Here is a 22,151-nt window from a genome sequence, read left to right as displayed (position 1 = left end):
TTTAAATTTCCTCTATCGGGAGGCGATTTTTGTTTTTCAAATTCTTAAAATGAGAAGGCGACAGGCCTGTCATTTTCTTAAATTGATTGGACAAATGGGCAACACTGCTGTAATTCATTTTATAGGCAATTTCCGTCATGTTCAATTCCCCGTAAATGATCAGTTCCTTGATTCGCTCTATTTTATGGCTGATGATAAACTGCTGAATGGTGATCCCCTTTACCTCAGAGAATACATTGGAGAGATAGTTGTAATCGTACTTTAGTTTTTCACTGAGATAATCTGAATAATTCGTTTTTAAGGGCTCTTCGGAATGATGAATCGTTTTGATGATTTCATTGATGATCCTCTCAATCAGAACCGCCCGCTTGTCATCCATTAACTCAAGTCCAGATTGGAGTAATCCCACTTTCAATTTTTCATGTTGTTCTTTTGTGAGCGTCTCCATGATTTCTACTTCACCCAATTCCACCACCATAAAATGAAGGCCAAGATTTCTCAATTCTTGTTTTACCGCCAATTTGCAGCGGGTACTGACCATATATTTAATGTAAATTTTCAATAGATTTTGACTGGGTTAAGACTTTGAAATAAGAAGAAATTTTCAACCGGATAAATTATTTGATTTTCATCAAAGCTTTCAAAAATCACTTATTTTGAAGGTTTTTAAGAGTGATTTTAATGCAGTGGTGAGTTTTTAGTAATAGTTTTTGTTTTAGAAGTTTTCAAAATGAAAATGATAGGTGATCATTCGCAATCAGTAGCCCTCTGGATGCTCCATGATTTATAGAACAGTGGTGTTTGGTATCCAATTTACGAAGTCATTGCAAATTCTTTACCAAGAAATTAAAAATAGCGAAGTTTTCTTTCGTGACGAAAAAAATCATTCTATTGGATCAAATCAAACAACATCTAAACAGGGTAAGGAAAAATTACCCTGTTTTCTTTTTGAAAGTGTGTTATTTTCATTGAAAACTGGATTTCCCACGACAAATCCGGTCCGTTTTCAATTGTTAATAGGAACTTGTTTTACGACTTTGGATATTTTCTGTTTTGAACAACAAAATCAACTGCTGACTTGATGTTTTTTATTTTTCCTCGACCATTATTGTTGTTTCCGGCACCACGGCCACAGCGATCTCTGTTGGTGCCACTTTCCCAGAGTACATCTTGGCGTAGGTGGCTGTAAATTCAGCACCAAAAAATAAAATCATTGCGGAGTAGGATACCCATAGCAGGATCAGGATTACTGTGCCTGCAGCCCCATATACGGATCCGGGGGAAGCGGTAATGAAATAGAATTCCAATGCGGTCTTGCCTAGGGTAAATAACAAGCCTGTCACCAGTGAACCCAGCCAAACATGTTTCCATTTGATCTTTGCATCCGGCAAAATCTTGAACATCAAGCCGAATAGCGTTGAGATGATCAACAATGAGAAAAGGAAATTAAAGATACCGAAAATAACAAAAAGAGAACCCGAAGTATCCATTTGGATCCAGTTGCTCATGGAGGCAAGGGCTGTCGACACCACAAGTGATATCAGCAGCAAAAAAGCAATTGCCAAAATCAAACCGAATGAAAACACCCTGGATTTAAGGTAAAGGATGATTCCTTTTTGCGGAACGGCTTCCACTTTCCATATCAAATTGAAGGTCTTTTGCATTTCTACAAATACGCCTGTGGCCCCTACAAACAAAATCAAGACCCCTACAATAGACCCAATCAGGGTTGCATTGTCCTTGGAAATATTGCCTATCATCTCACCGATCTGATTGGCTGTGTCCACGCCCATCGTTCCGGAGATCTGGGCAGTGATGTTTTTTGTTATGGTTTCCTTCTCAAAAAAATATCCAGTGATGGCAGTCACCAACACCAATAACCCGGGAATGCTGAATACCGCATAATAGGCAACGACTGCACTTTGGCGGAAGGGATCTTTTTCATTCCACTCCTTAAAAGTTGTTAAAAACAACTTACCCAGATTATTGACTTTTAATTTCATTCGGCAATTGTTGGTTGAATTCAATCCACAAAAATAGAAATTAAAAAGTGGAAAAAGCCTACAGGTTTTTCCACTTTTTATATTGGCATCTCAAAGAAATATAGGGATTTAGGAAGTTGAATCCCTAAGATCCCTTACGGTGTCATGATCCGCTTTGATTTTTAAATATTGTTTCTTGACAAGAGACTCCAGATCCAAGTCCAAATGCGCTACATCATCCTTCAAAGCATCTCTATAAGCTTTCACTGCAGCATCTTCTCCAAACTCGCAAGAGTTCAGGATTGCTTTTAAGTCATTTCCCGTCAATGCTGCTTTCACATCCATCCAGACCCTAAAAAATTTACCGGTTACCCTAGTGCCTTCTTCAGGTTCTCCACCGAGTTTGGTGACTTCCCTCCTCAGTTCTGAATTGCATTCGTGACTTGTGTTGGCAAGTTTTGCAAACAATGCCTTCAAATCCCCCTGTTCTGTCTCTTTGGCGGCAGTTTCGTATCCCTCGATTCTGTCGTTGTTGATTTCAATAAGATTGTTCAAAACGGTAATTGATTTTTTAGGATCCATTTTTTCTAGTTTTAGTACATTACAAAATTGCTCATGTTTATTCTTAATATATTACACAATTACACATTTTGATTACATAAAAATCAGGTGAGAATTTGATTTGTTATTGAAAAAATATCCGGTTTTGGATTTCAAATCAATGATTTTAAAGGTATCTTGTCATAAATGACGTCCCCACCTAAATGGAAAATTTTTCTTTTACCGGCTTATCCGACGAAGAGGTAATCGCCAATAGAAATGAATTTGGCACCAATAAATTAACTTCAGAGCAAAAGAGTCCATTTTTGGAAGTTTTAAAGGAAGTCATAGCGGAGCCGTTATTCATTATTTTGGTGCTAGCCGCCACGCTTTATTTTTTATTGGGGGAATACAGTGAGGGAATTATTATGTTGGTTGCTTTGACCTTGGTGGCCGGGATCTCCCTGTTTCAGGAAAACAAAAGCCGAAATGCTGTCGAGACGCTCAAAAAACTGTCGAGTCCCGAGGCCAAAGTGCTCAGAAACGGTATTCTACGCAGCCTTCCTGCCGAAGAATTGGTGGTCAATGACGTCATTTTGATCGAGGATGGTGATTTGGTTCCGGTAGATGCTTCGGTCTTGGAGCCACACGATTTTTCTGTCAATGAAAGCATGCTTACGGGCGAATCCCTGCCCGTGACCAAAGAGGCCGGTTCCGGAAAGGACATGGTTTTTCAGGGGACTTTGGTGATGACGGGGAATTGTATCGCCAAGGTAACCGCCATTGGTCAGGAAACCGCTTTGGGCAAAATTGGCAGAAGTCTTCAGGAAATAGAAATCACCAAGACACCCTTACAAATTCAGATCAAGAATTTTGTCCGGTCCATGGTCGGATTTGGAGCGATTGCTTTTCTCTTGGTTTGGGGGATCAACTATTACTTGTCACAGAGTATTTTCGATAGTTTGTTGCAGGGGCTGACATTGGCCATGTCCATTTTGCCGGAAGAAATCCCAGTGGCTTTCAGTACTTTTATGGCATTGGGTGCCTATCACTTGTATAAAAAGAAGGTCATCACCAGAAGTCCCCATACCGTGGAAACTTTGGGCGCGGCCACTGTGATATGCGCGGACAAGACAGGGACACTCACCGAAAACAGGATGGAGCTGTCCGCCATTTATCAATGGGAAGGGGACAAGACAATTGATTTTACCCATAACCCTTTTTCTTATGGCGAGGTGCTGGAATATGGAGTCTGGGCCTCGGAGATCAATCCATTTGACCCGATGGAAAAATCCCTCCATCAAGTTTATGGACAAGTATGTCCTGTGGATGAAAGGCCGGACTCGGTGATGATCCATGAGTATCCCTTGGAGGGAAAACCACCAGTGATGACCCATGTTTTTCGAAAAAAATCTGGAGAAGTAATCCTCTCCGTCAAGGGAAGCGTGGAGGGCGTTTTGAACCAGACAAGTTTGAATGGGGATGAAAAAAAACTTATTTTAGATAAGGCAGAGGCCTTTGCAACCAAAGGTTTTCGGGTACTTGCCGTCGGCAAATCCGAGCATGATCCTGCCCATCTTCCCAAAAGTCAGTTTGATCTTGATTTTCTTTTTTTGGGGCTTTTGGCTTTTTATGACCCGCCCAAACCCAACATAGGACAAGTGCTTAAGTCGTTTTACCAAGCAGGGATCAAAGTCAAAATGATCACCGGAGACCATGCCCAGACTGCCCTTGCGATAGCCAAACAGGTTGGCTTGAAAAATGGAGGAGCGGCGATGACAGGGGAGGAGGTCATGAAAATTGAGTTCGAGGAGCTTTCAGAAAAAGTCAAGGAAATCAATGTTTTTTCGAGGATGTTTCCCGAGGCCAAGCTTAAAATCATCGAAGCACTCAAGGCCAATGGAGAAATCGTCGCCATGACTGGCGATGGGGTCAATGATGGGCCAGCCCTGAAATCTGCTCATATTGGCGTTGCCATGGGCATGCGGGGAAGCGAATTGGCGAAAAAAGCAGCAGCATTGATTTTGATGGATGATGATCTTGGGCACATGACCGATGCAGTGGCATTGGGTCGGCGGATTTATGAAAACCTGAAAAAAGCCATCCAGTACATCATCTCCATCCACATTCCGATCATCTTGATCGTGGCGATTCCCTTGGTCTTGTTTTGGAAATACACGAATATCTTTTCCCCCATCCATGTGATTTTTTTGGAGTTGATCATGGGGCCGACCTGCTCCATTGTGTTCGAAAACGAACCGATAGAAGCCAATTCCATGCAAAAGCCACCCCGAAAAATGAGCGATACCTTTTTTTCCTGGAAGGAGCTTTCGCTGAGTGTTTTTCAAGGCTTGGCCATCACGTTGGGATGTTTGGGCATTGGTTTTTATTTCATGGACCATGGGCACAGCGAATCCATGGTGCGTACCGTGATTTATACGACCTTGATTTTCAGTAATTTGTTTTTGACATTGGTCAACAGGTCTTTTTACTATTCCATTTTTTATACGCTTCGCTATCCCAATCGATTGATCCCCATTGTGTTGTTGGCGTCTCTCTTGGTACTGGCGCTATCCATCACCTTTCCACCTGTCAGGGAGGTCTTCGACTTTGAATTGATTTCAATGGGGCAGGTGCTGATGGCATTGGCGGTGGCTTTCCTGTCGGTCATTTGGGTGGAAATTTTGAAGTTTTGGAAAAGAAAAAAGGGCTCTGCTGCTGAAAAAGCCCTTCCTTGATCGACTTTTTTTCCTTGATGGATTGTTTGCACCTCTTCTGGTTTTCCTGGATAATTTGTCAGGGTTCGATTCGCTTTTTAACCCTAACAATGCTTTAGACTTCCTAATGGGAGTTGAAACCGAAAGAAAATCAGACTATTGGGAGACTAATTCCTGACACCAATAGGATGAAGTCAAAAATAATCAACAACTAATTAAATATTAGATAATTAACATTTTGATTAAGTTCGTGTTGCACCCTATGGGTTTGATGGAAGAGATGATCAAAATCATAAGAAAATACGTTTGATATATCGTAAATTAGACTGAAGTTTTTAGCATTTAAGGTGTTCAGTTGATTCGATTTTATTTTCCACAAAACATACTTTCAAATGAAAAAGAAAAGAAAAGTCACAAATACAAAAGGGATGGGCAAATCCCCAGATACTCCCTCAACTGAAGTTGAAAAAACCGAATTTCCCGGCTATCCAAGATACCCTGCGGTGGAGGATATTTATATTCAATACAAGGAAGAGATGGACATCGATCCAGAAAGGCCGACCCGAATGAAGGTTCCCATGGAAATTGAGGATCGTCGAAAAAAGAAAGATTTTGAAGACGAACCATATGGAGGAGACTTGGATATCCCCGGTGCCGAATTGGATGATGATATGGAGGATATCGGCAGTGAGGATGAGGAGAACAACTATTACAGTCTTGGCGGTGAAAATCACAATGACCTCGAAGAGAACTGATGCGATCGATGATGAAATGGCCGGTCAGTTCCTGACCATGCAGATAGGATACTCTGGACAATGAACAAATTACTGTGGCGAGAGTTAGCTATTGTCTGCAGGAAATGGTTTTGATTGCTTTTTTAGGTGTTTTTTAAGACAATTGAATTTAGAATTGTTTCAAACAGCTGTTTATGAAATCAAAAGTAGTTTCCCTGATCGTGGCCCATCGGGTGGATGAATCCTTGTGGACGGTGGGAATGATCTTGGATCGTTCTGAAAGGAATTGTTTTGTCATCAGTCTTTGTCGGGAAAATGACACGGATCCGGTCCTCTGGACATGCTACATTTGAATGGACAATGCATAAAAAGGGATTTATTCCCGATACAACAGGGGTTAAACCCGAAATATCCAATTGGTTTCTCAATAGGTGTTGAAACCGCAAGAAAATCAAACCATTTGGGGAATAAGGCATTGAGCCAAAATGGGGGAGTCATGAACTGTAGACAAGCGACAGATTTTGAATCGTTTTTAGGGTGGGATGGGATTGCATACAAGGAATTTAAAATTTCAGGATAAATTCCTGTAGGTTTTCCGCCCTGTTGAGGTTGAGTTTTTTGCGAAGTCGGTAGCGTGCGATTTCGATGCCTCGCGTGGAAATGTTCATCAAATGGGCGATTTCCTTGGAAGAAAGGTTCATTCTCAGGTAGGCACTCAATTTTATTTCCTGAGGACTGAGGTCTTCGAATTGATTCTTGAACCTGTTGACGAAATCTCCATGCACTTGGTCAAAATGGATTTCGAACTGCTCCCAATCGTTGTCGCCAGCCATATTTTTGTCAATGCTTTGGATGACTTTTTGGAGTTCGTTTTTCACCTCCTGGTTTTTGCTTTTCTTGACCACGGTGGCGACATGGTCTTTGACATGGTCGATGAATCCGTTCTTGTTGATCAGGTGCATCGTAGCGGAAGCCAGTTCTTTGTTTTTACTCTTGATTTCAGCGTGCAGCTGTTCATTTTTCAGTCTTTCAATCTCTTCATGGGAGTCTTTGAGCGCAGTTTCTTTTTGCTCTATCACCTCCCTTTGGATTGAGGTGATTTTTGCGGTTTTTTTCTGGAATTTTTTATCCATTCGTTTTTGGAACAAAACCAATAGTCCTCCTACCAAAAGAACATAAGTCAAGTAAGCAAGAATCGACCTGTACCAAGGCGCTTGGATGCTGAAAGAATACCTGTCTTCTTCACCGATCTGACCATAGATGTTTTTGCTTTTGACATGGAAGGTATACGCTCCTTCCCGTAGGTTGGTATATCCTCTATCCCGTTTGGTGGTCCATTCCCCGAAGTCTTTTTCCAAACCCTCCAACCAAAATTGAAATTGCGTGGTGTTTTCATTGTTGGGTATGGGGTTGCTGAATTCAAACCTGATGTTTCTAGCCGAATAGGGGATGGAGATGTTTTCTTTTTCCAATTCCTCGGAGGATCCCGTTCCTTTTTTAGGATAACTTCCGTGGGAAATCAATGAATCCGTAGCACCGGTCAGGTAGACCGATCTGATCATGGTGGGGAAAGTAGGCGTGTTTTGGTTGTTGTTGTCGAGGCGATACCAGATAAAACCTTCTTTGGCGGCAAATAGAATTTCATTGGCTTTGATCGGGGAGATGTTTTGGAGATCATCATTCAACAAAGGGATGATTTTATTGAAGATCTGATGTTTTTTGAGGTAGGTCCCATTGATTTGTTTTTCCAAAACACCGACCTCCCCTTCCCCGATATAAAAAACATTGCCCAATGGATCTTCGATGATACTGGTGAGCAGAAAGTCTTGGGGAAAGTACTGTGAGAAAAAAGGGTCTTTTTCAAAGCGGTCCGTCTGAGGGTCAAAGGAATACATTCCATACTCGGTGGTGAAAATCAACCTATTGTTGATCTTGTAAACGCTTATCAATAAATTGGTGGGCAGTCCGGCCTCTGTCCCGTAATACGAGACTTCCACGGCGTCCAATGTTGCATTTAATTTTAATTTATAGACGCCTTTATAACCATGGGTCATCCAAATGTGGCCATCGTTGTCCTGCTCAATTAGCCTGGAGGATTCGTTGAAGCCCTTTATTTTTCGGACAAATTTGAGTTTGTCATCCTTGAATTCGAAGAGTACCAGTCCATTGTAGCTTCCTCCTATGACCATATTGTGATGGTCCCGCAAAGGTTGTAATTTCCAGATCCCTGTCACGCCATCAATTGATTTGGCTTGCCCGTCGATGATTTCATAGGCGCCATCATTATGGCCTAGAAAAAGCTTGTTGTGGATTTCGGAAATCGAATATACCTGGCCTGAGGAATGCTCAATCTTTTGGATTTGGCTAGCGGTGTTTCCATTCATTTGCTGAACAGCTAAGCCATTGTTGGTGCCGTAATAGAGTTTTCCATCGAAAAAATCAGCATCATATCCACTTCCGGAAAGCCCCGAATATTGATCGATTTCCCTAAATGGCAAACTGAGTTCAATCAAAGAAATGCCATTGTTGTGGCCCACCCATAGATTACCGGAAATATCCTCGAATAGGGAAAGTACAGCCTTGTTTTGAAGTCCGGGATTGTTGTTCATCTTCAAGATGATTTCCCCGTTTTCATTCAGGATGAAAATCCCATCACTTTGGGTGCCGATGGCAATGTTTCCATTTTTCAGCCGAATGGCCTTGTTGATCCTTGTCTTATTGCTGAGTTCGGTTTGCCATGGGAGCATTCCCACCGAGTTGAGTCTGAAGATTCCCTGATCCCTTGTAAAGAACAGTTTCTGGTTGCTGGCGAAGGAAATGATTCCCACGATCAGGTTGTTTCCCAGTGACTTTCCAAAATCCAACGGCTCCAATTTGTTTTTTTCTATCAGCTGCAATCCGCTGTCCAATTGATTCAAAAAGAGCTGATTGTTTGTAGAATGGAAACTTTCGAACGCCGGATTTCCTGAAATGATGTTGAGCAGTTGATGGTCTTTTGAGAAAACGAATACATTCTCCAGTGTGAAAAAATAGACCCGATCATGCAGGAGTTGTATTTTCCAGATTTCCTCCAAGTTACGGTTGGCTTCCGGAAGCTGATCCAAGAGGGAATGAAAACGTAAAATACCTGTCTGATCTGCCTGAAAATACCCGAATTCGCCCTGTCCACTGGTGTATATAATTCCACGCTCATCCAAGAGCACATCCCTAACCTTGGTGCTGTTGGGCAGAGGATACCTTCTCCAACCGGCGCCATCGTATTCCAGTAGTCCAAAATTATTGGCCACATAAATGAGCCCTGAAGAACTCTGCGTGATGGCAAAATTCTGCGTTCCTCCATTGTAATCTTTGCTGGAGTAGTATTTAGAGAAAGGCAATCCTGGAGTCTGACCAAGACATTCGTTTAAACTCAGAAAGGACAAAAGGAGAATGAATCGGTACAGCATTTTGGGTGGAATCAAGGGTATTTTTTTTCAATATAATAAATTCCTTTGTTGTGTTAGAAAAATAGGTTTGAAGTAATAAATAAAGAATTTAAAAACATGCGAAATTTCCCTTTAAATGGCTTATTAAGGTGTGCTTGTTGTGTTTTTGTGAAATTGAATTTTGGTCCTTGATGTATTAATGTTGTATTGGTTTTTTTTGATGTGATTTACCTTATGTCGTGTTTTATGTCAGTTAATAATTAACCCCAAAAATTTAAATATGAAAAAACTTTTATGGTTGTGTTGTGTCATGGTCCTCAATTATTCCCTCATGGCGCAATCGATTTCGATCACAGGAAAAATAACCGGGTCTGATGGCGAACCCATTCCCGGAGTCAGTGTATTAAAGGTAGGTTCCACAGTTGGAACAATTTCAAATTTGGATGGCATTTACTCCATTTTAGCAGCGGAAGGCGATCGTCTCCAATTCAGTTTTATCGGCTTCAAATCCCAAACACTCAATGTGGGAAACAACCGAACCATCAACCTCATCCTTGACGAAGAAATTACTTCACTGAATGAGGTCGTGGTCATCGGGTATGGGACGGCCACCAAAAAGGAGCTGACTGGAGCCACTTCACAGGTAAAAGGAGATGCAATCAAAAAGATGAACATGCCTAGGGTAGATCAGGCCTTACAGGGTCAGATTTCAGGGGTTAACATCTCGACCAACTCAGGTGCTCCCGGGGGAACTTCCAATATCAGAATCAGGGGAATCGGTACTTTTGGGGACAATGATCCTTTGATTTTGGTCGACGGTGTGATTTATGATGCCGCAGGTTTGAATGCATTGAATCCCAGTGATATTGAATCGGTCAATGTACTGAAGGATGGAACGGCAGGTATTTATGGTGTCAGGGCAGCAAACGGTGTCATTCTAATCGAAACAAGAAAGGGAGCCCTAAATTCCAAACCGACTTTGGATTTTAGTGCATATTATGGTGTACAACAAACCGCCAGACAATTGGACTTATTGAATGCCCGAGAATATGCGATCCTCAAGAATGAGGCTTTCGCTGCAGGTGGTCAGCAGGCTCCATTCAACAACACCAACATTGGTGAAGGAACGGATTGGCAGCGGGCGGTTTTTCAAGAAGCGCCTATCCAAGAATACAACATGACCGTCACAGGGGGTTCTGCCAAGACATCCTACTCCATTGGTGCTTCCTATTTTGCCCAAGAGGGAATTGTGGGTGGTCCCAAAGCAAATTTCGAACGCTATAGCGCCAGGGTGAATTTCACCACGGAAATCGCTCCGAAATTGACGTTGTCGAACGTTCTATTGTTTACCCGTGAAGAAAGCAGTGGTATCGCACAGGGAGGCATTGGATCCGTGCTTTACAATGCCATCAATGCATACCCAACCGAATCTGTTTTTACCGACGGGAGGTATTCTTACCTCGCCAATGTCAATGACATCATCAATCCCGTTGCTCAGATCGAAAACACCTATAACAATGCATGGGTGAACAAACTCGTCGGGAAAGAAGAGCTTTCTTATAAGATCAACAATCAGTTTACACTTGTAGGAAGAGCCGGATACAATTATGCATTGGTGGACAGCAAGTCTTTCAATCCCTTGGTTTGGTACGGTGCCGGCAAATTTGCCAACAGTGCCCGAAACGCCAATTTGGATCCAGTGATCTTGAATCTTGGCGGATTGGAAATTGAAAGAGGAGCGAGTGTAAGCGAAGGCAGAAATACCTTTTTGGATTATAACCTTGAAGCTTTCATGAACTACAATGAAACCTTCAATGAAGTCCATAGAGTCAAAGGAACTGCGGGTGTCTCCTATGTAGGTAACAGAAGCCTTGGCCTCAACGGAATAGGCTTCAATATCCCCAACAATTCACTGGATTTGGCTGATATCTCCGCCAATCAAGCGGGTGGTGGGTATCTGAACAATGTTGGTTCCTTCCAATCCCGACAAAGGTTGACATCGGTATTCTTAAGGACGGAATACGATTACAAGCAGCGTTATTTTATTTCCGGAATCGTCAGAAGGGATGGATCCACAAATTTTGGTGAAAACAACAGAATTGGTTACTTCCCCTCTATTTCCGGAGCATGGATACTTTCCGAAGAGGATTTTTTCGGATCCAGTGCTGTTGATTTTCTGAAATTCAGAGCCAGTTTTGGTTTGTCTGGAAATGATCAGATTGGACTGTTTCGCTACAGAGGATTGCTCAACGGGGAGGCTACTTATGTATTCAACAATGCATTGGTCAACGGAGCTGCAATCGGCGCCACAAGCAATCCGGATTTGAAGTGGGAGACCACACGACAGACAAATTTGGGCCTGGATCTTACTCTTTTTGGAAAGGTGGATTTCACGGCCAACTATTTCATCAAAAACACTCAGGATCTTCTTTTTCAGCCTGAAGTTTCTGCTTTGCTCGGTTCATACGGCGCTGGGGGATCGGCTCCGGTGATTAATGCGGGCAATGTATCCAACAAAGGTCTGGAACTTGAATTGAGTTACGGAACGCAAAGAACTTCCGGGGTCAATTTCAGGATGGATTACAATGTGACATTCTTGAAAAATGAGGTGACCAAAGTTCCCGATGGATTTGATTTTATCCCAGGAGCTGGTTTCAGCGTCGGAGGAAATGTGGCTACCAGATTTGAGAAAGGCTTTCCAATCGGATATTTTATCGGCTATAAAACAGATGGAATCTTCCAGACTGCGGAGGAAATCGCTTCCAGTCCGGTCGCTCAGCCCGGTGCACAGCCTGGGGACTTGAGATTTGTGGATCAAAACGGCGATGGTGTGATCAGCTTTGGTGATGATTCGGACAGGACCATGATTGGTTCTCCTATTCCAAACGTAGTGATGGGATTTAATTTTTCCGTGGATTTAAAGGGTTTTGACCTTTCGGCCAATGTTTTTGCCGCACTGGGTCAAGACATCATCCGGAATTACGAAAGACAGCAGCCCTTCGCCAATCAACTGACTTACAACCTCGACAGATGGACGGGTCCGGGATCCTCCAATGAAATCCCAAGATTGACCACAGGATCAACAAGGAACAATGTGTTCTCGGATCTTTATGTGGAAGATGGCTCATTTATCAGGCTGAGAAACTTACAGCTTGGTTACACTTTGCCAAAGACTTTGAGTGAGAATTTGAGAATCGGCTCCTTGAGGGTCTATATCGCCGCCAATAATTTGGTGACACTGACCAAATACCTTGGTTTTGATCCTGATGTGGGGTCTGGGAATCCATTGTTTGCAGGTGTTGATGGAGGAATCTATCCACAGGCGAAAACGATCATGGGAGGTTTAAACGTTAGATTTTAATCATTATGAAATATATATATACTGCGTTACTGGTTGCAATGGGAATGTTGGTTTCCTGTGACCAATTGCTTGATATCGAGCCGGAATTCACCCAGGATGCGGAGAATTTCTTCAACACTCCGCAGGATTACGATCGGGCTTTGATCGGAGCATACGATTTGTTACAAACTTCCTACCTCCAAATCTGGATTGGCGAAATCGCCTCTGACAATTCAATAGCGGGTGGTGAAAGTGTGAATGATTCTCAAGGATTGCACGAGATCGAAAGCATGACACATGGCGGAGTCAATGCGGAATTGAGGAACGTAATGCGCTTCAATTATGCCGGGATCGCAAGAGCGAACTATATCTTTGAAAATCGGGACAAGATCCAATTTGAAGGGAAAGATCAGATTTTGGCACAAGCTGCATTTTTGCGTGCCTACTATCATTTTACTCTGGTCACTTACTTTGGGGATATTCCATTGGTGGTGGACAAAAGGTTGGCGCTTTCTGAGGTGACTTCCAGTCAAAGAACGCCAAAGGCCCAAGTGTACGCGCAGATTGAAAAGGATTTGAGGGTAGCCGTTGAAACGCTTCCCTGGACAAATCCTGAAATCGGCAGAATCACCAAAGGTGCTGCGATGGCGCTTTTGGGCAAAGTACTGCTTTACCAGAATAAAAATTCAGAATCTGCTCAGGTTTTGGGTGATTTGATCACCAACAATCAGGCAGGTTACGGTTTGTTCAGCGATTTTAGTTCTTTGTTTTACACGGCCAACGACAACATCAATGAAGACGTTTTTACCGTCCAATACTCAGGTTTGGAAGGTGGAGGCTATGATTGTTTCGTTTGCCTGGAAGGAAACCTTGCCGTGGGATTTCATGGAATCCGATTGTACAATGGCCCTTTTTACGGAGATGGAAACAGCTACAATCTCCCTACCAGAAACCTTTACAATGCTTTTGCCGCCAACGATCCAAGAAGAGATGCAACGGTTTTGGATATTGATGCATTTATCGCCCGTCAGCCCAATTCAGATCAAATTTCCTATGCAGTAGGAGGTGGTGGGCACACTGGGTATTACAATAACAAATACATAAAAAGATTGAACGAGAGAGGATTGCCGGATGATGACCTTACCAGTCCATTGAATTACAGGGCAATCCGTTTTGCAGATGTGTTGCTGATGGCTGCAGAAGCTTTCCAAAAATCCGGTGATGACGGAAGGGCAAGGACCGAACTCAATAAAGTGCGGGCAAGGGTTGGGATGCCATTGATCAACAGTTCAGGAGGCCAATTGCTGGAAGACATCTACAGAGAGAGAAGGCTTGAGCTATCGGGTGAAGGATTCAGGTTTTTTGATCTGGTCAGAACTGGAAGAGCAGCGGATATCATTGCCGGTTTTCAACCCGGTAAGCATGAATTGTTTCCAATACCACAGGTTGAAATAGATTTGGCTGGCGGAAACTGGCAACAAAATCCTGGTTATTAAATTTTAAAAAGATGAAAAAATATATAAAGTATTTCATATTGATGCTGCCCGTCGTGTTTTTGGCGGCCTGTATTGAGGAGTATTCCCTCACGGACGAAGCCCCTACGGCTGAGCAAGCTGCTTTTAATTTCCAAGCAACTGCAGATAGTGACAATATCCTGAATTTCACAGCGGACCAAGAGTTTTTCCTGATGAATTGGGACCTCGGCAACGGGGCAACTGCCACTGGTAAAACAGCCCAGGGAATCTATCCTTCAGCTGGCACCTATACGGTCACGTTGACGGTTTTTAGTAGAGGAGGAAGTGTTTCCTCAAGCCGTGAGGTAGTCATCGAAAAGACAGATCCCTTGTTGTTGGATAGACCGATTTTTAATTTCCTAACAGGTGGTGTGGAAGCTTTGAACGGCAAAACATGGGTTTTGGACTCTGCGGCTACAGGACATTTCGGGGTTGGACCTGATCCTTCACAGGCGGGAGACTTTCCGGAATATTACCAAGCCGGGCCAAATGAAAAAGCCGGTGGTGGGATGTATGATGACAGATACACCTTCGTTTTGAATAATTTTGGGTTTATTATGAAAACCAATGGCAATGTGTACATCAATGCTGCGCAGGGAAGTAATTTCTCAGGGGCGGTGGATTCTGGAGTGGGTGACTTGAGAGCGCCTTACAATCCGCCTGCCGGATTGACCTGGAACATCGTGGAAGCTGATGGAGCCTATCCGGAATTGACCATATCAAACGGGGGATTCATTGGCTATTTTGCCGGGACCAGGACATATCAGATCATCAAGATTGAAGAGAATCAGTTGTTCCTGAGATTTGTTGATCAAGCGAATGAAGGGCTTGCTTGGTATATCAGATTGATTCCTGCCGGATTCCAAAGTGGTGGTGGCAATGAGCCTGCTCCAGTACCGCAGCCAGAACCCGAGCCAACACCAGGTGAAGTCAATATTACCTTACAGAATTTGGTAGGGGCCAATCAAAAGGCTTGGAAGTTAAAGCCTGCCGTCAAGGCATTTGGAGTAGGTCCAGCACCTGGAAGTGATGCATTTTTCCCAAATGGACTGGATATATCCGCGGATAGGGCCTGTCTATTCAACGATGAGTTTATCTTCGGACAAGATGGGTTTTTTGCCTATGATGCCAAAGGAGACGTCTATGGAGAAGGTTATTTGGGAATCAGTGATGGCTGTCAGGAGGAATCCAAATTGACGGGGACTGCCGGTGCCGCCTGGGCTTCGGGAGAGCATAAATTCTCTTTTACACCGGGAACATCTTCAGCCAAACCCAAAATCACGGTGACAGGAACAGGTGCGTTTATCGTGCTTCCCAAGGCGTTTAATGGTGGTGAATATACGACTGGACCACCGCAAGCCAACAGATCTGTCACTTATGATGTTATTGGGTATGTAAATGAAGGCGATAAAGAAGAACTGACGATCACCATCGACATTACCAACAATGGAGGCGTATTCTGGACCTTTGTCCTGATCCCTGCATAAAACATCAATGATTATGTTCTACAAATTCAAAATCTTAACCATTCTCCTGCTCGGCCTTTGGGTTTCCTATGGCTGTCAGGAGGATGTGGCAGAGAATCAAGTGGTACTTCCAGAAAACCTGGCAGTATCACTGAATAAAAATCCAAATGGATCGGTGACCGTGTCCTTTTCCGCCACCAATGCGAATTTCTATAAGGTGGGTTTTGGGGTCCCTAATCAAACGCTGGAGCGGGCAATCGGAAACGAGGCGGTTTATGCGTACAGAAACCCTGGAGAATATAAAATCATTGTTCAGGCACACGTGACGGAGGAATTGTTTATCTCCAAAGAAACAGCTGTGACGATCACTGAGGAAGAACTGGGCTTGGGAATTCCCATGGACGGCTATGAAAGCCCTTTGACGTATGCCGGCTATAACCTGGTTTGGCAAGATGAGTTTTCAGGAACCAGCCTGTCCGAGGATTGGGTTTTTGAGATCGGAGACGGTTGTCCCAATCTCTGTGGTTGGGGAAACAACGAGCTGGAATATTACCGAAGGGAAAATACCGAGGTCAAAGACGGTTATCTTACCATCACGGCAAAGCAGGAGAGCGTTGGAGGTAAAAATTATACTTCTTCCAGGATCAAAACCCAAGGAAAGAAATCTTTCCAGTTTGGAAGGGTTGATATCCGAGCGGTCTTGCCAAAAGGGCAAGGCGTTTGGCCGGCCCTCTGGATGCTGGGGGATGCGATATCGACAATCTCATGGCCAGCTTGTGGTGAGATTGATATCATGGAAATGATCGGTGGAAATCCCAACGGCCGTGACAATACCGTTCACGGAACCGTCCATTGGGACAATAATGGAGCTTATGCCTATTATGGAGGAAGCACCAGTCTGCAAGAGGGGATCTTCAATGACAAGTTCCATGTTTTCTCCATTGTTTGGGATGAAAAGAAAATCGCTTGGCTATTGGATGGCGTACAATACCATGAAATAGACATCAGTCCTGCGTCCTTGGATGAATTCAGGAAATCCTTTTTCTTTATCTTCAATGTGGCAGTAGGTGGAAACTGGCCGGGAAGTCCCGATGGCAGCACAGTATTCCCACAACAGATGGTGGTGGATTATATCCGTGTGTTCCAAAAGTAAGGGTGAAGAAACAAATCTTTGAGAGTCAAAAAAGCCCCGGATTTCCGGGGCTTTTTTTTGGGATTGGGAAATGTTGATTCTATCCGTCTAAAGCATTACCAGTTCCATTCTAGCCTGAAATCGCTTGATTATCCGACTTTGTTTGTTCCTTTTGAGTTCACCTTATCGGCATTATGCGTTGATCCCAACAAAGTCTGATTTCCTTGTAGTTTCAACCCAAATAGGAAACCCAAAGGATATTTCGTGTTCAATCCTACCATTCATGTTGGTTTTGGTTTTTAATTGAGTAGTTTTTTTCGAAATTATTAGTTTGGTGATTGAAAGATATTCTATGGTTTCATATGAATTGATGTTCTGAAATTTAAGAATGGTTTTATGGGACTTGGCCAAGGATGAAAAAACAGATATTAAGGCTTTGCAAGAATACTCCCCAGTGGAGTTGATGTTTATTTTACATTTTTACAAAATTCTTAATTTTTTTGGCCTCCAAAAGATGATATTGTAAGCCCTGAGAACCTTGCTCAACTGATTTCGGTTAATGGGGACAGGTATTGTAAAAGACCCACAGAAAACCATGGTAAGATTTGTTTTTGGATTTATGATTGCGCTTGGACTGTCGCTGACGGTTTTTCTTTGGATGAACAATAAGGAATCGAAGGATGAAATCAAGTCAAGTTCTGCCATGATCCAACAACGAATCGAGAATGTGGGAAAATTGATCGTTACAGAGGGATATTTTTCAGAGGTGTTTACCTTCAAAAACTCCAAGCGCTTCTATCTCGACATGTTCAGCTCCGAAAAAAAAGCACTCGTGGTCGCCAATGCCAAGGCCACCGTGGAGTATGACCTGCGACAGATGACGTTTGAGTTGGATGAGGCCAATAAGACATTGACGGTGACCAATATTCCAGAGCCAGTCATCAATATCTACCCAGACATTGAATATTACGATGTGAAGCAAGAATATTTGAATAAGTTCGAAGCCAAGGATTACAACAAAGTAAAGGAAAGTGTCATGATCAGGTTCAGGGCTATGATCGATAAATCAAGCCTGAAGGATAATGCCAATGAGCGGTTGCAAAGTGAGCTTTTTGATCTCTTCTTTTTCACCAAGTCCATGGGTTGGACGCTGATCATCCAAAATAAGGTTATCGAAGATCGGGACCAATTGAATGAATTGAATCGATAATCGCTGCTAGGCGTAGTGTTGACTATGCCTTTCTCTCCTTAGAATTTGTAATTCGAGTAGGATGAATTTTATATCCAGGTCGTTACCTGCCTTAGCCAATGGAAATGACCTTTTGCGAAATGCTTTCCATGGTGAATCTGTTCATATTTGCGTGTAGTAGAAACTACACTCAGTGGTGGTAAAAACTACACCCAGCGGCGGATAAGTGGCGATTGGCCTGAAAAGCAAAAAGCACAACCCCGAAGGATTGCGCTTATTGCTATTTTTATCAAAGGCTTTCATCCAGCCATCAATTGAATAGCCTTGGCGCGAATTGGCTGAGATAGATTCTCCAGTTTCTCCAGATGTGTCCACCTTCACTTTCCACGTATTCGTAGGGCATCTTCATGGCGTCCAGTTTTGCGATGTACTCTTTGTTGGCATCGTATAGAAAATCCGTTTTTCCAATCGCGATCCAGTAAAGCTTGTAGCCATTGTCCATTTGTGCTTTTAAGGTTGCATCAAAATCATTGTACACTTTTCCAGTGGCATCTTCCCTCGGCATGATCGCAGCGGAGAATAGCCCCATATAATCAAAAGTATTTGGATAGTATCTGGAAATATGCAAAGTGTGGTATCCTCCCATGGACAGCCCCGCAATGGCTCGGTTGGCTTTGTCGGCCTTTACCCGATAGCTGCTTTCCACGAACTTGATGATGTCTTCAAATGCACCTTCATAGGTTCCATCCATTGTTTTTGGGATCATAAACTGCGGTTTGTAGAAGTTTTTGCTGCCTTCACCCGGTGCGCCGTCTTGGATGACGTTGCCGTTGGGCATCACCACGATCATCGGTTTTGCCTTGCCTTCCGCGATCAGATTGTCCATAATCTGAGCGGTACGGCCCAAAGCAATCCAGGCTTCTTCGTCACCACCAGCGCCGTGTAGAAGATAGAGTACCGGATATTTTTCGGTGGAATTTTCATATCCTGGAGGCGTATAGATGGTGATTCTGCGATCCATGCCCAATCCCGGAGAATCGTACCAGCGACGGGAGACTGTTCCGTGGGGGATGTCATTGGTCTTGAAAAGATCCGCATGTCCACCTCCGACGATAAAGATATTGGTCGCAGAAGCCACATCACGGATAAGAAAGGGGTTGCTTGGATCTGTAGTGGAGAATCCATCAACGATAAAAGAGTAATTGTAAAGTTCGGGTCCCAATGACTGGGTTTTGAATTCCCAAACGCCGTTTTCACCTTTGGTGAGGTTGGCCTTTCCGGGGCCGTCCATTTCGCCCATGGGAGTTTCCATTTTCATTGTGGGCAGGAAATCACCTGTCACTTGCACGGCTTTCGCATTGGGCGCGTGAATACGGAAGGTAACAGTGTTGTCCGCCAGGATTTCAGGGGAAACGATGTTTTGGGCACGGAAAAGTGCTTCCTGTGCATTGGAAGAGAATCCAAATGCCATAAGGAACAGAAGGGGTAAGAAAAGGTTTTTTTTCATTGGTTATTTTTCTATTGTCTCAAAGTGTGAAAATAGAAAAAAGGAAAATGAAAACCTAAAAATCGATCGAATGATGGTTGTCTGATGGTGCAGTAAGGTGATGTCCCAAGTCAAATGTTGGTTCATGTCAATATTGGTTCAAGTCAAATATTGGTTCAAGTCTTCAGACTTGGACCTCTGAAGCCTTACCTGGAGATTGAACCGGGTAAATTTTCAGGTGCTTTGGGACAATAAAAACCTATGTTCATCCTATTCAGGTTTCAATAAATCTCCAATTTTTTAAATTGACCAAAATCTAAAAAGCAATTGGGTCCCGGTAATTCCTGTGAATTCAAGGATTAAAATCTTGCAGCCATTCTTCACCACTAAAAAAGGGGCCGAGGGCAGGGGCTTCCGGTGGAGTATTGTCCATGACCTTGTAAATATGGATGGGTGGGGAGTTATTAAGCGGAATCCAAATTGAACCCCAAATATGCAATAGGTTTCCAAATGGGATTGAAACTGAAAGAAAATCAGACCGTCGGGAGAATAATTCCTGACACCCGTAGGCTGAAGTCAAAAATAGTCAACACCTAATTGATTATCAGTAAATTAAGATATTGAACTGAGTTCGGAATGCATAAAATGGGTTGAAGGATGAAAATGATTCAGCAAACCAACAAAACAGATGAAAATCAGAAAAAACTTGTTGAACGGTGTGCTTGTGTCAATTGCATTTCTACCAATTTAAATTACAAAATACCTATATTGAAATGAGAGGATTGATTATATTTATATGATTATCCGCAATCATACCAGTAAGGATAAATTGAAGCAATGATGAGTCGGTCAAAAAGCTTTTGACCAAAATATCTTCTGTTGAGCTTATAACAAAACTCGTCAAGATAGTTCTGCATCATCCTCTCTGTTATCATATGGTATGTTTGCAAGTGTTTCTTTAAGTTACTAATGGCAATATGAACCCATTTGAGGTTGAATCTGCCTTCATCTGTTCCAGAGATTTCTCTGACATGAACATCAATACAGTCACTCAGATCTGAGAAGGTGGTACTCTTATCTGTTTGAAGCACAGTGTTTTTGTCAATAAATTCTTTGATTAAAGCCTGTGCTGTTTTAGCCTCCAAGTTCTTTATCTTCTTCATCTTGAAATATCTACAACTCTTGTCAAGTTTGCCCGAGTCAGTATCCTCCAATACTGTTGATTCAGCCATGACAGCAACTTTAGACTGTTTTTGGCTTCCTCTGCCTCGTTTAAGCTCGCTCTTGGTTTTATTATTGACAGCCTTTCCAACAAAAGCTTCATCATATTCAACCATATCTTCCAACTTGTAGATATCATCACGTTTTCCCATTACAACCCTAATTTTATGGTACATCCTAAAAACAGGCTCGTAACGCTTTAAACCAAGTTGCCTTTGTAGCTCTGCTGCACTAAATCCCTTCTTGGTAGCAGATATGAATGTAATAGCAAGCATCCAGACACGAATTGGAAGGTTACTGTTTTCCATTACAGTCCCGCTTTTGATACTGGTTCGGAAACCACAAGAGGCGCATTGGAAAGCCTTTTTGTTTTCAAGCCAATATTGCTTGGAACATGAACACCTTTTACAGATTACTCCTTGTTGAAGTCTTTGATTCTTAATGAATTCAATACAAGATGATTCGTCTGGAAAGCGATTGATGAAGTTGATAATATTCATGGTCAAAATCGTTTATTTTGACCCAATTTATATAGATAGAATGATCACAAATAAAAATTGTCACTAACTGTCACTTTATATTTATTTGGCCACTGGTGTCATTGCGGATATACATATATATTTATTAGGATCATTGAAATCGCTGCTGTCAAATTGGATTGTTTCTTAGAAATAAAAAAAGCTAGACTAACCTAAATACACAAATTATGTACTTCAAAAAACTATTGATTTTCGTCTTATTAAGCCCGCTACTCTTTTTTTCAGGCCAAGACCATCAAAACTTCAGCGACCCGATTCAGACTGATCTCGAACAGGGGAGAGTGGAATATAGAGTTGTCGTCAAAATCATAGAAAATGAATGGCGAGTTGTCCTGGAAAATGATGAGTCGAGGAGTGATGTCACTTTGAGGAGAGGGGATCGAATCCGCTGGGTGGTCGAAGGCTCCGATGCCTCTTTTGCATTTCCCGATATGCGTATTTTTGGCCAAGAAACCAGGGAAGTAAGAGACGGCAATCCCTTGGTGATGGCCGTTTCGGCAGATAGCCCCAAAGGCACTTTTGCCTACACCGTTTTTATTCATGAATCCATGACTTATGCCCGTGGTCAATCTCCTCCAAGAATCATCATTAGGAATTGATCAAAAAAACTTGCTCAGTCAGATGTTTTCAACGGGACAGCTGAGAATTAGAAAAGATTTCTGTTTGAATTTACCAATCAAATCCGCTGAGCCTTGGCAGAAAAATGCTGAAAAATGTCAATATGGGATTCAACTTGAAAGAAATGCTTGCTGAAAAAAAAGCAATTGGTTTTCCGACCAAGGTTGATGTAAATAAATTTAATCATTCAACTTTGGGCTTCATCAGCTTTCTGATTTTTTTGGGGGCATGTCAGGAAATTGATAAAA

Annotated in this window: 16 protein-coding genes; 10 read left to right on the top strand and 6 right to left on the bottom strand. The window is 42.7% G+C overall.

What is annotated here, in order from left to right; all coding sequences use genetic code 11:
- Position 1 precedes the first annotated feature (1 nt).
- From Q7J63_RS12945 to Q7J63_RS12935, 3 genes are all read right to left on the bottom strand, one after another.
- A complete protein-coding gene (locus Q7J63_RS12945; RefSeq protein WP_026333761.1) occupies positions 2–562 on the bottom strand; it encodes an AraC family transcriptional regulator in 561 nt (186 codons plus the stop codon).
- A 526-nt stretch (positions 563–1,088) separates the two neighbouring features.
- A complete protein-coding gene (locus Q7J63_RS12940; RefSeq protein ID WP_304886693.1) occupies positions 1,089–2,003 on the bottom strand; it encodes a YihY/virulence factor BrkB family protein in 915 nt (304 codons plus the stop codon).
- A 108-nt stretch (positions 2,004–2,111) separates the two neighbouring features.
- Positions 2,112–2,564 (bottom strand): PA2169 family four-helix-bundle protein, encoded by a 453-nt coding sequence (locus Q7J63_RS12935; protein ID WP_019598996.1) that lies wholly within the window; start codon positions 2,562–2,564, stop codon positions 2,112–2,114.
- 182 nt (positions 2,565–2,746) lie between these two features.
- Between Q7J63_RS12935 and Q7J63_RS12930 the strand changes: the two genes are divergently transcribed.
- The 3 genes from Q7J63_RS12930 (at position 2,747) to Q7J63_RS12920 (ending at position 6,326) form a co-directional block, all read left to right on the top strand.
- Positions 2,747–5,260: a cation-translocating P-type ATPase gene (locus Q7J63_RS12930; RefSeq protein ID WP_304886690.1), complete on the top strand. Its 2,514-nt coding sequence runs from the start codon at positions 2,747–2,749 to the stop codon at positions 5,258–5,260.
- Positions 5,261–5,631: 371 nt separating this feature from the next.
- Positions 5,632–5,994, top strand: a complete 363-nt coding sequence (locus Q7J63_RS12925) for a hypothetical protein (protein ID WP_304886688.1) — start codon at positions 5,632–5,634, stop codon at positions 5,992–5,994.
- 173 nt (positions 5,995–6,167) lie between these two features.
- Positions 6,168–6,326 (top strand): hypothetical protein, encoded by a 159-nt coding sequence (locus tag Q7J63_RS12920; protein WP_304886686.1) that lies wholly within the window; start codon positions 6,168–6,170, stop codon positions 6,324–6,326.
- A gap of 210 nt (positions 6,327–6,536) precedes the next feature.
- On the opposite strand, the gene Q7J63_RS12915 is transcribed toward Q7J63_RS12920, so the two are convergent.
- Entirely contained in the window at positions 6,537–9,434 is a 2,898-nt protein-coding gene (locus Q7J63_RS12915) for a two-component regulator propeller domain-containing protein (RefSeq protein WP_304886684.1), read from the bottom strand.
- A 244-nt stretch (positions 9,435–9,678) separates the two neighbouring features.
- Here Q7J63_RS12915 and Q7J63_RS12910 point away from each other — a divergent pair, with 244 nt between their 5' ends.
- The 6 genes from Q7J63_RS12910 (at position 9,679) to Q7J63_RS12885 (ending at position 18,357) form a co-directional block, all read left to right on the top strand.
- A complete protein-coding gene (locus tag Q7J63_RS12910; RefSeq protein ID WP_304886682.1) occupies positions 9,679–12,759 on the top strand; it encodes a TonB-dependent receptor in 3,081 nt (1,026 codons plus the stop codon).
- Positions 12,760–12,764: 5 nt separating this feature from the next.
- A complete protein-coding gene (locus Q7J63_RS12905) occupies positions 12,765–14,234 on the top strand; it encodes a RagB/SusD family nutrient uptake outer membrane protein (RefSeq protein WP_019598988.1) in 1,470 nt (489 codons plus the stop codon).
- Positions 14,235–14,245: 11 nt separating this feature from the next.
- Positions 14,246–15,739 carry a PKD domain-containing protein gene (locus Q7J63_RS12900; protein ID WP_304886679.1) on the top strand — a complete coding sequence of 498 codons (1,494 nt, stop codon included), beginning with the start codon at positions 14,246–14,248 and terminating at the stop codon, positions 15,737–15,739.
- A gap of 13 nt (positions 15,740–15,752) precedes the next feature.
- Positions 15,753–16,871 (top strand): glycoside hydrolase family 16 protein, encoded by a 1,119-nt coding sequence (locus tag Q7J63_RS12895; protein ID WP_304886678.1) that lies wholly within the window; start codon positions 15,753–15,755, stop codon positions 16,869–16,871.
- A gap of 538 nt (positions 16,872–17,409) precedes the next feature.
- Positions 17,410–18,060, top strand: a complete 651-nt coding sequence (locus Q7J63_RS12890; RefSeq protein ID WP_304886676.1) for a DUF4230 domain-containing protein — start codon at positions 17,410–17,412, stop codon at positions 18,058–18,060.
- Between the two features lie 147 nt (positions 18,061–18,207).
- The gene (locus Q7J63_RS12885) at positions 18,208–18,357 is read left to right on the top strand and encodes a hypothetical protein (protein WP_304886674.1); all 150 of its coding nucleotides are present in this window, start codon (positions 18,208–18,210) and stop codon (positions 18,355–18,357) included.
- On the opposite strand, the gene Q7J63_RS12880 is transcribed toward Q7J63_RS12885, so the two are convergent.
- Together Q7J63_RS12880 and Q7J63_RS12875 are read right to left on the bottom strand one after the other, a co-directional pair.
- The gene (locus Q7J63_RS12880) at positions 18,350–19,546 is read right to left on the bottom strand and encodes an esterase (protein WP_304886672.1); all 1,197 of its coding nucleotides are present in this window, start codon (positions 19,544–19,546) and stop codon (positions 18,350–18,352) included. The two genes, Q7J63_RS12885 and Q7J63_RS12880, sit on opposite strands and share 8 nt — an antisense overlap.
- A 779-nt stretch (positions 19,547–20,325) precedes the next feature.
- Complete coding sequence (locus Q7J63_RS12875) at positions 20,326–21,246, bottom strand: IS1595 family transposase (RefSeq protein WP_304886670.1); 921 nt, start codon at positions 21,244–21,246, stop codon at positions 20,326–20,328.
- 206 nt (positions 21,247–21,452) lie between these two features.
- On the opposite strand from Q7J63_RS12875, the gene Q7J63_RS12870 reads away from it, so the two are divergent.
- The gene (locus Q7J63_RS12870; RefSeq protein WP_304886668.1) at positions 21,453–21,884 is read left to right on the top strand and encodes a hypothetical protein; all 432 of its coding nucleotides are present in this window, start codon (positions 21,453–21,455) and stop codon (positions 21,882–21,884) included.
- The last annotated feature ends 267 nt before the right edge of the window (positions 21,885–22,151 follow it).

It is taken from the genome of Rhodonellum sp. (genome assembly GCF_030656585.1).
Lineage (GTDB): Bacteria > Bacteroidota > Bacteroidia > Cytophagales > Cyclobacteriaceae > Rhodonellum > Rhodonellum psychrophilum.
This window is presented reverse-complemented; position numbering and strand designations above follow the sequence as displayed.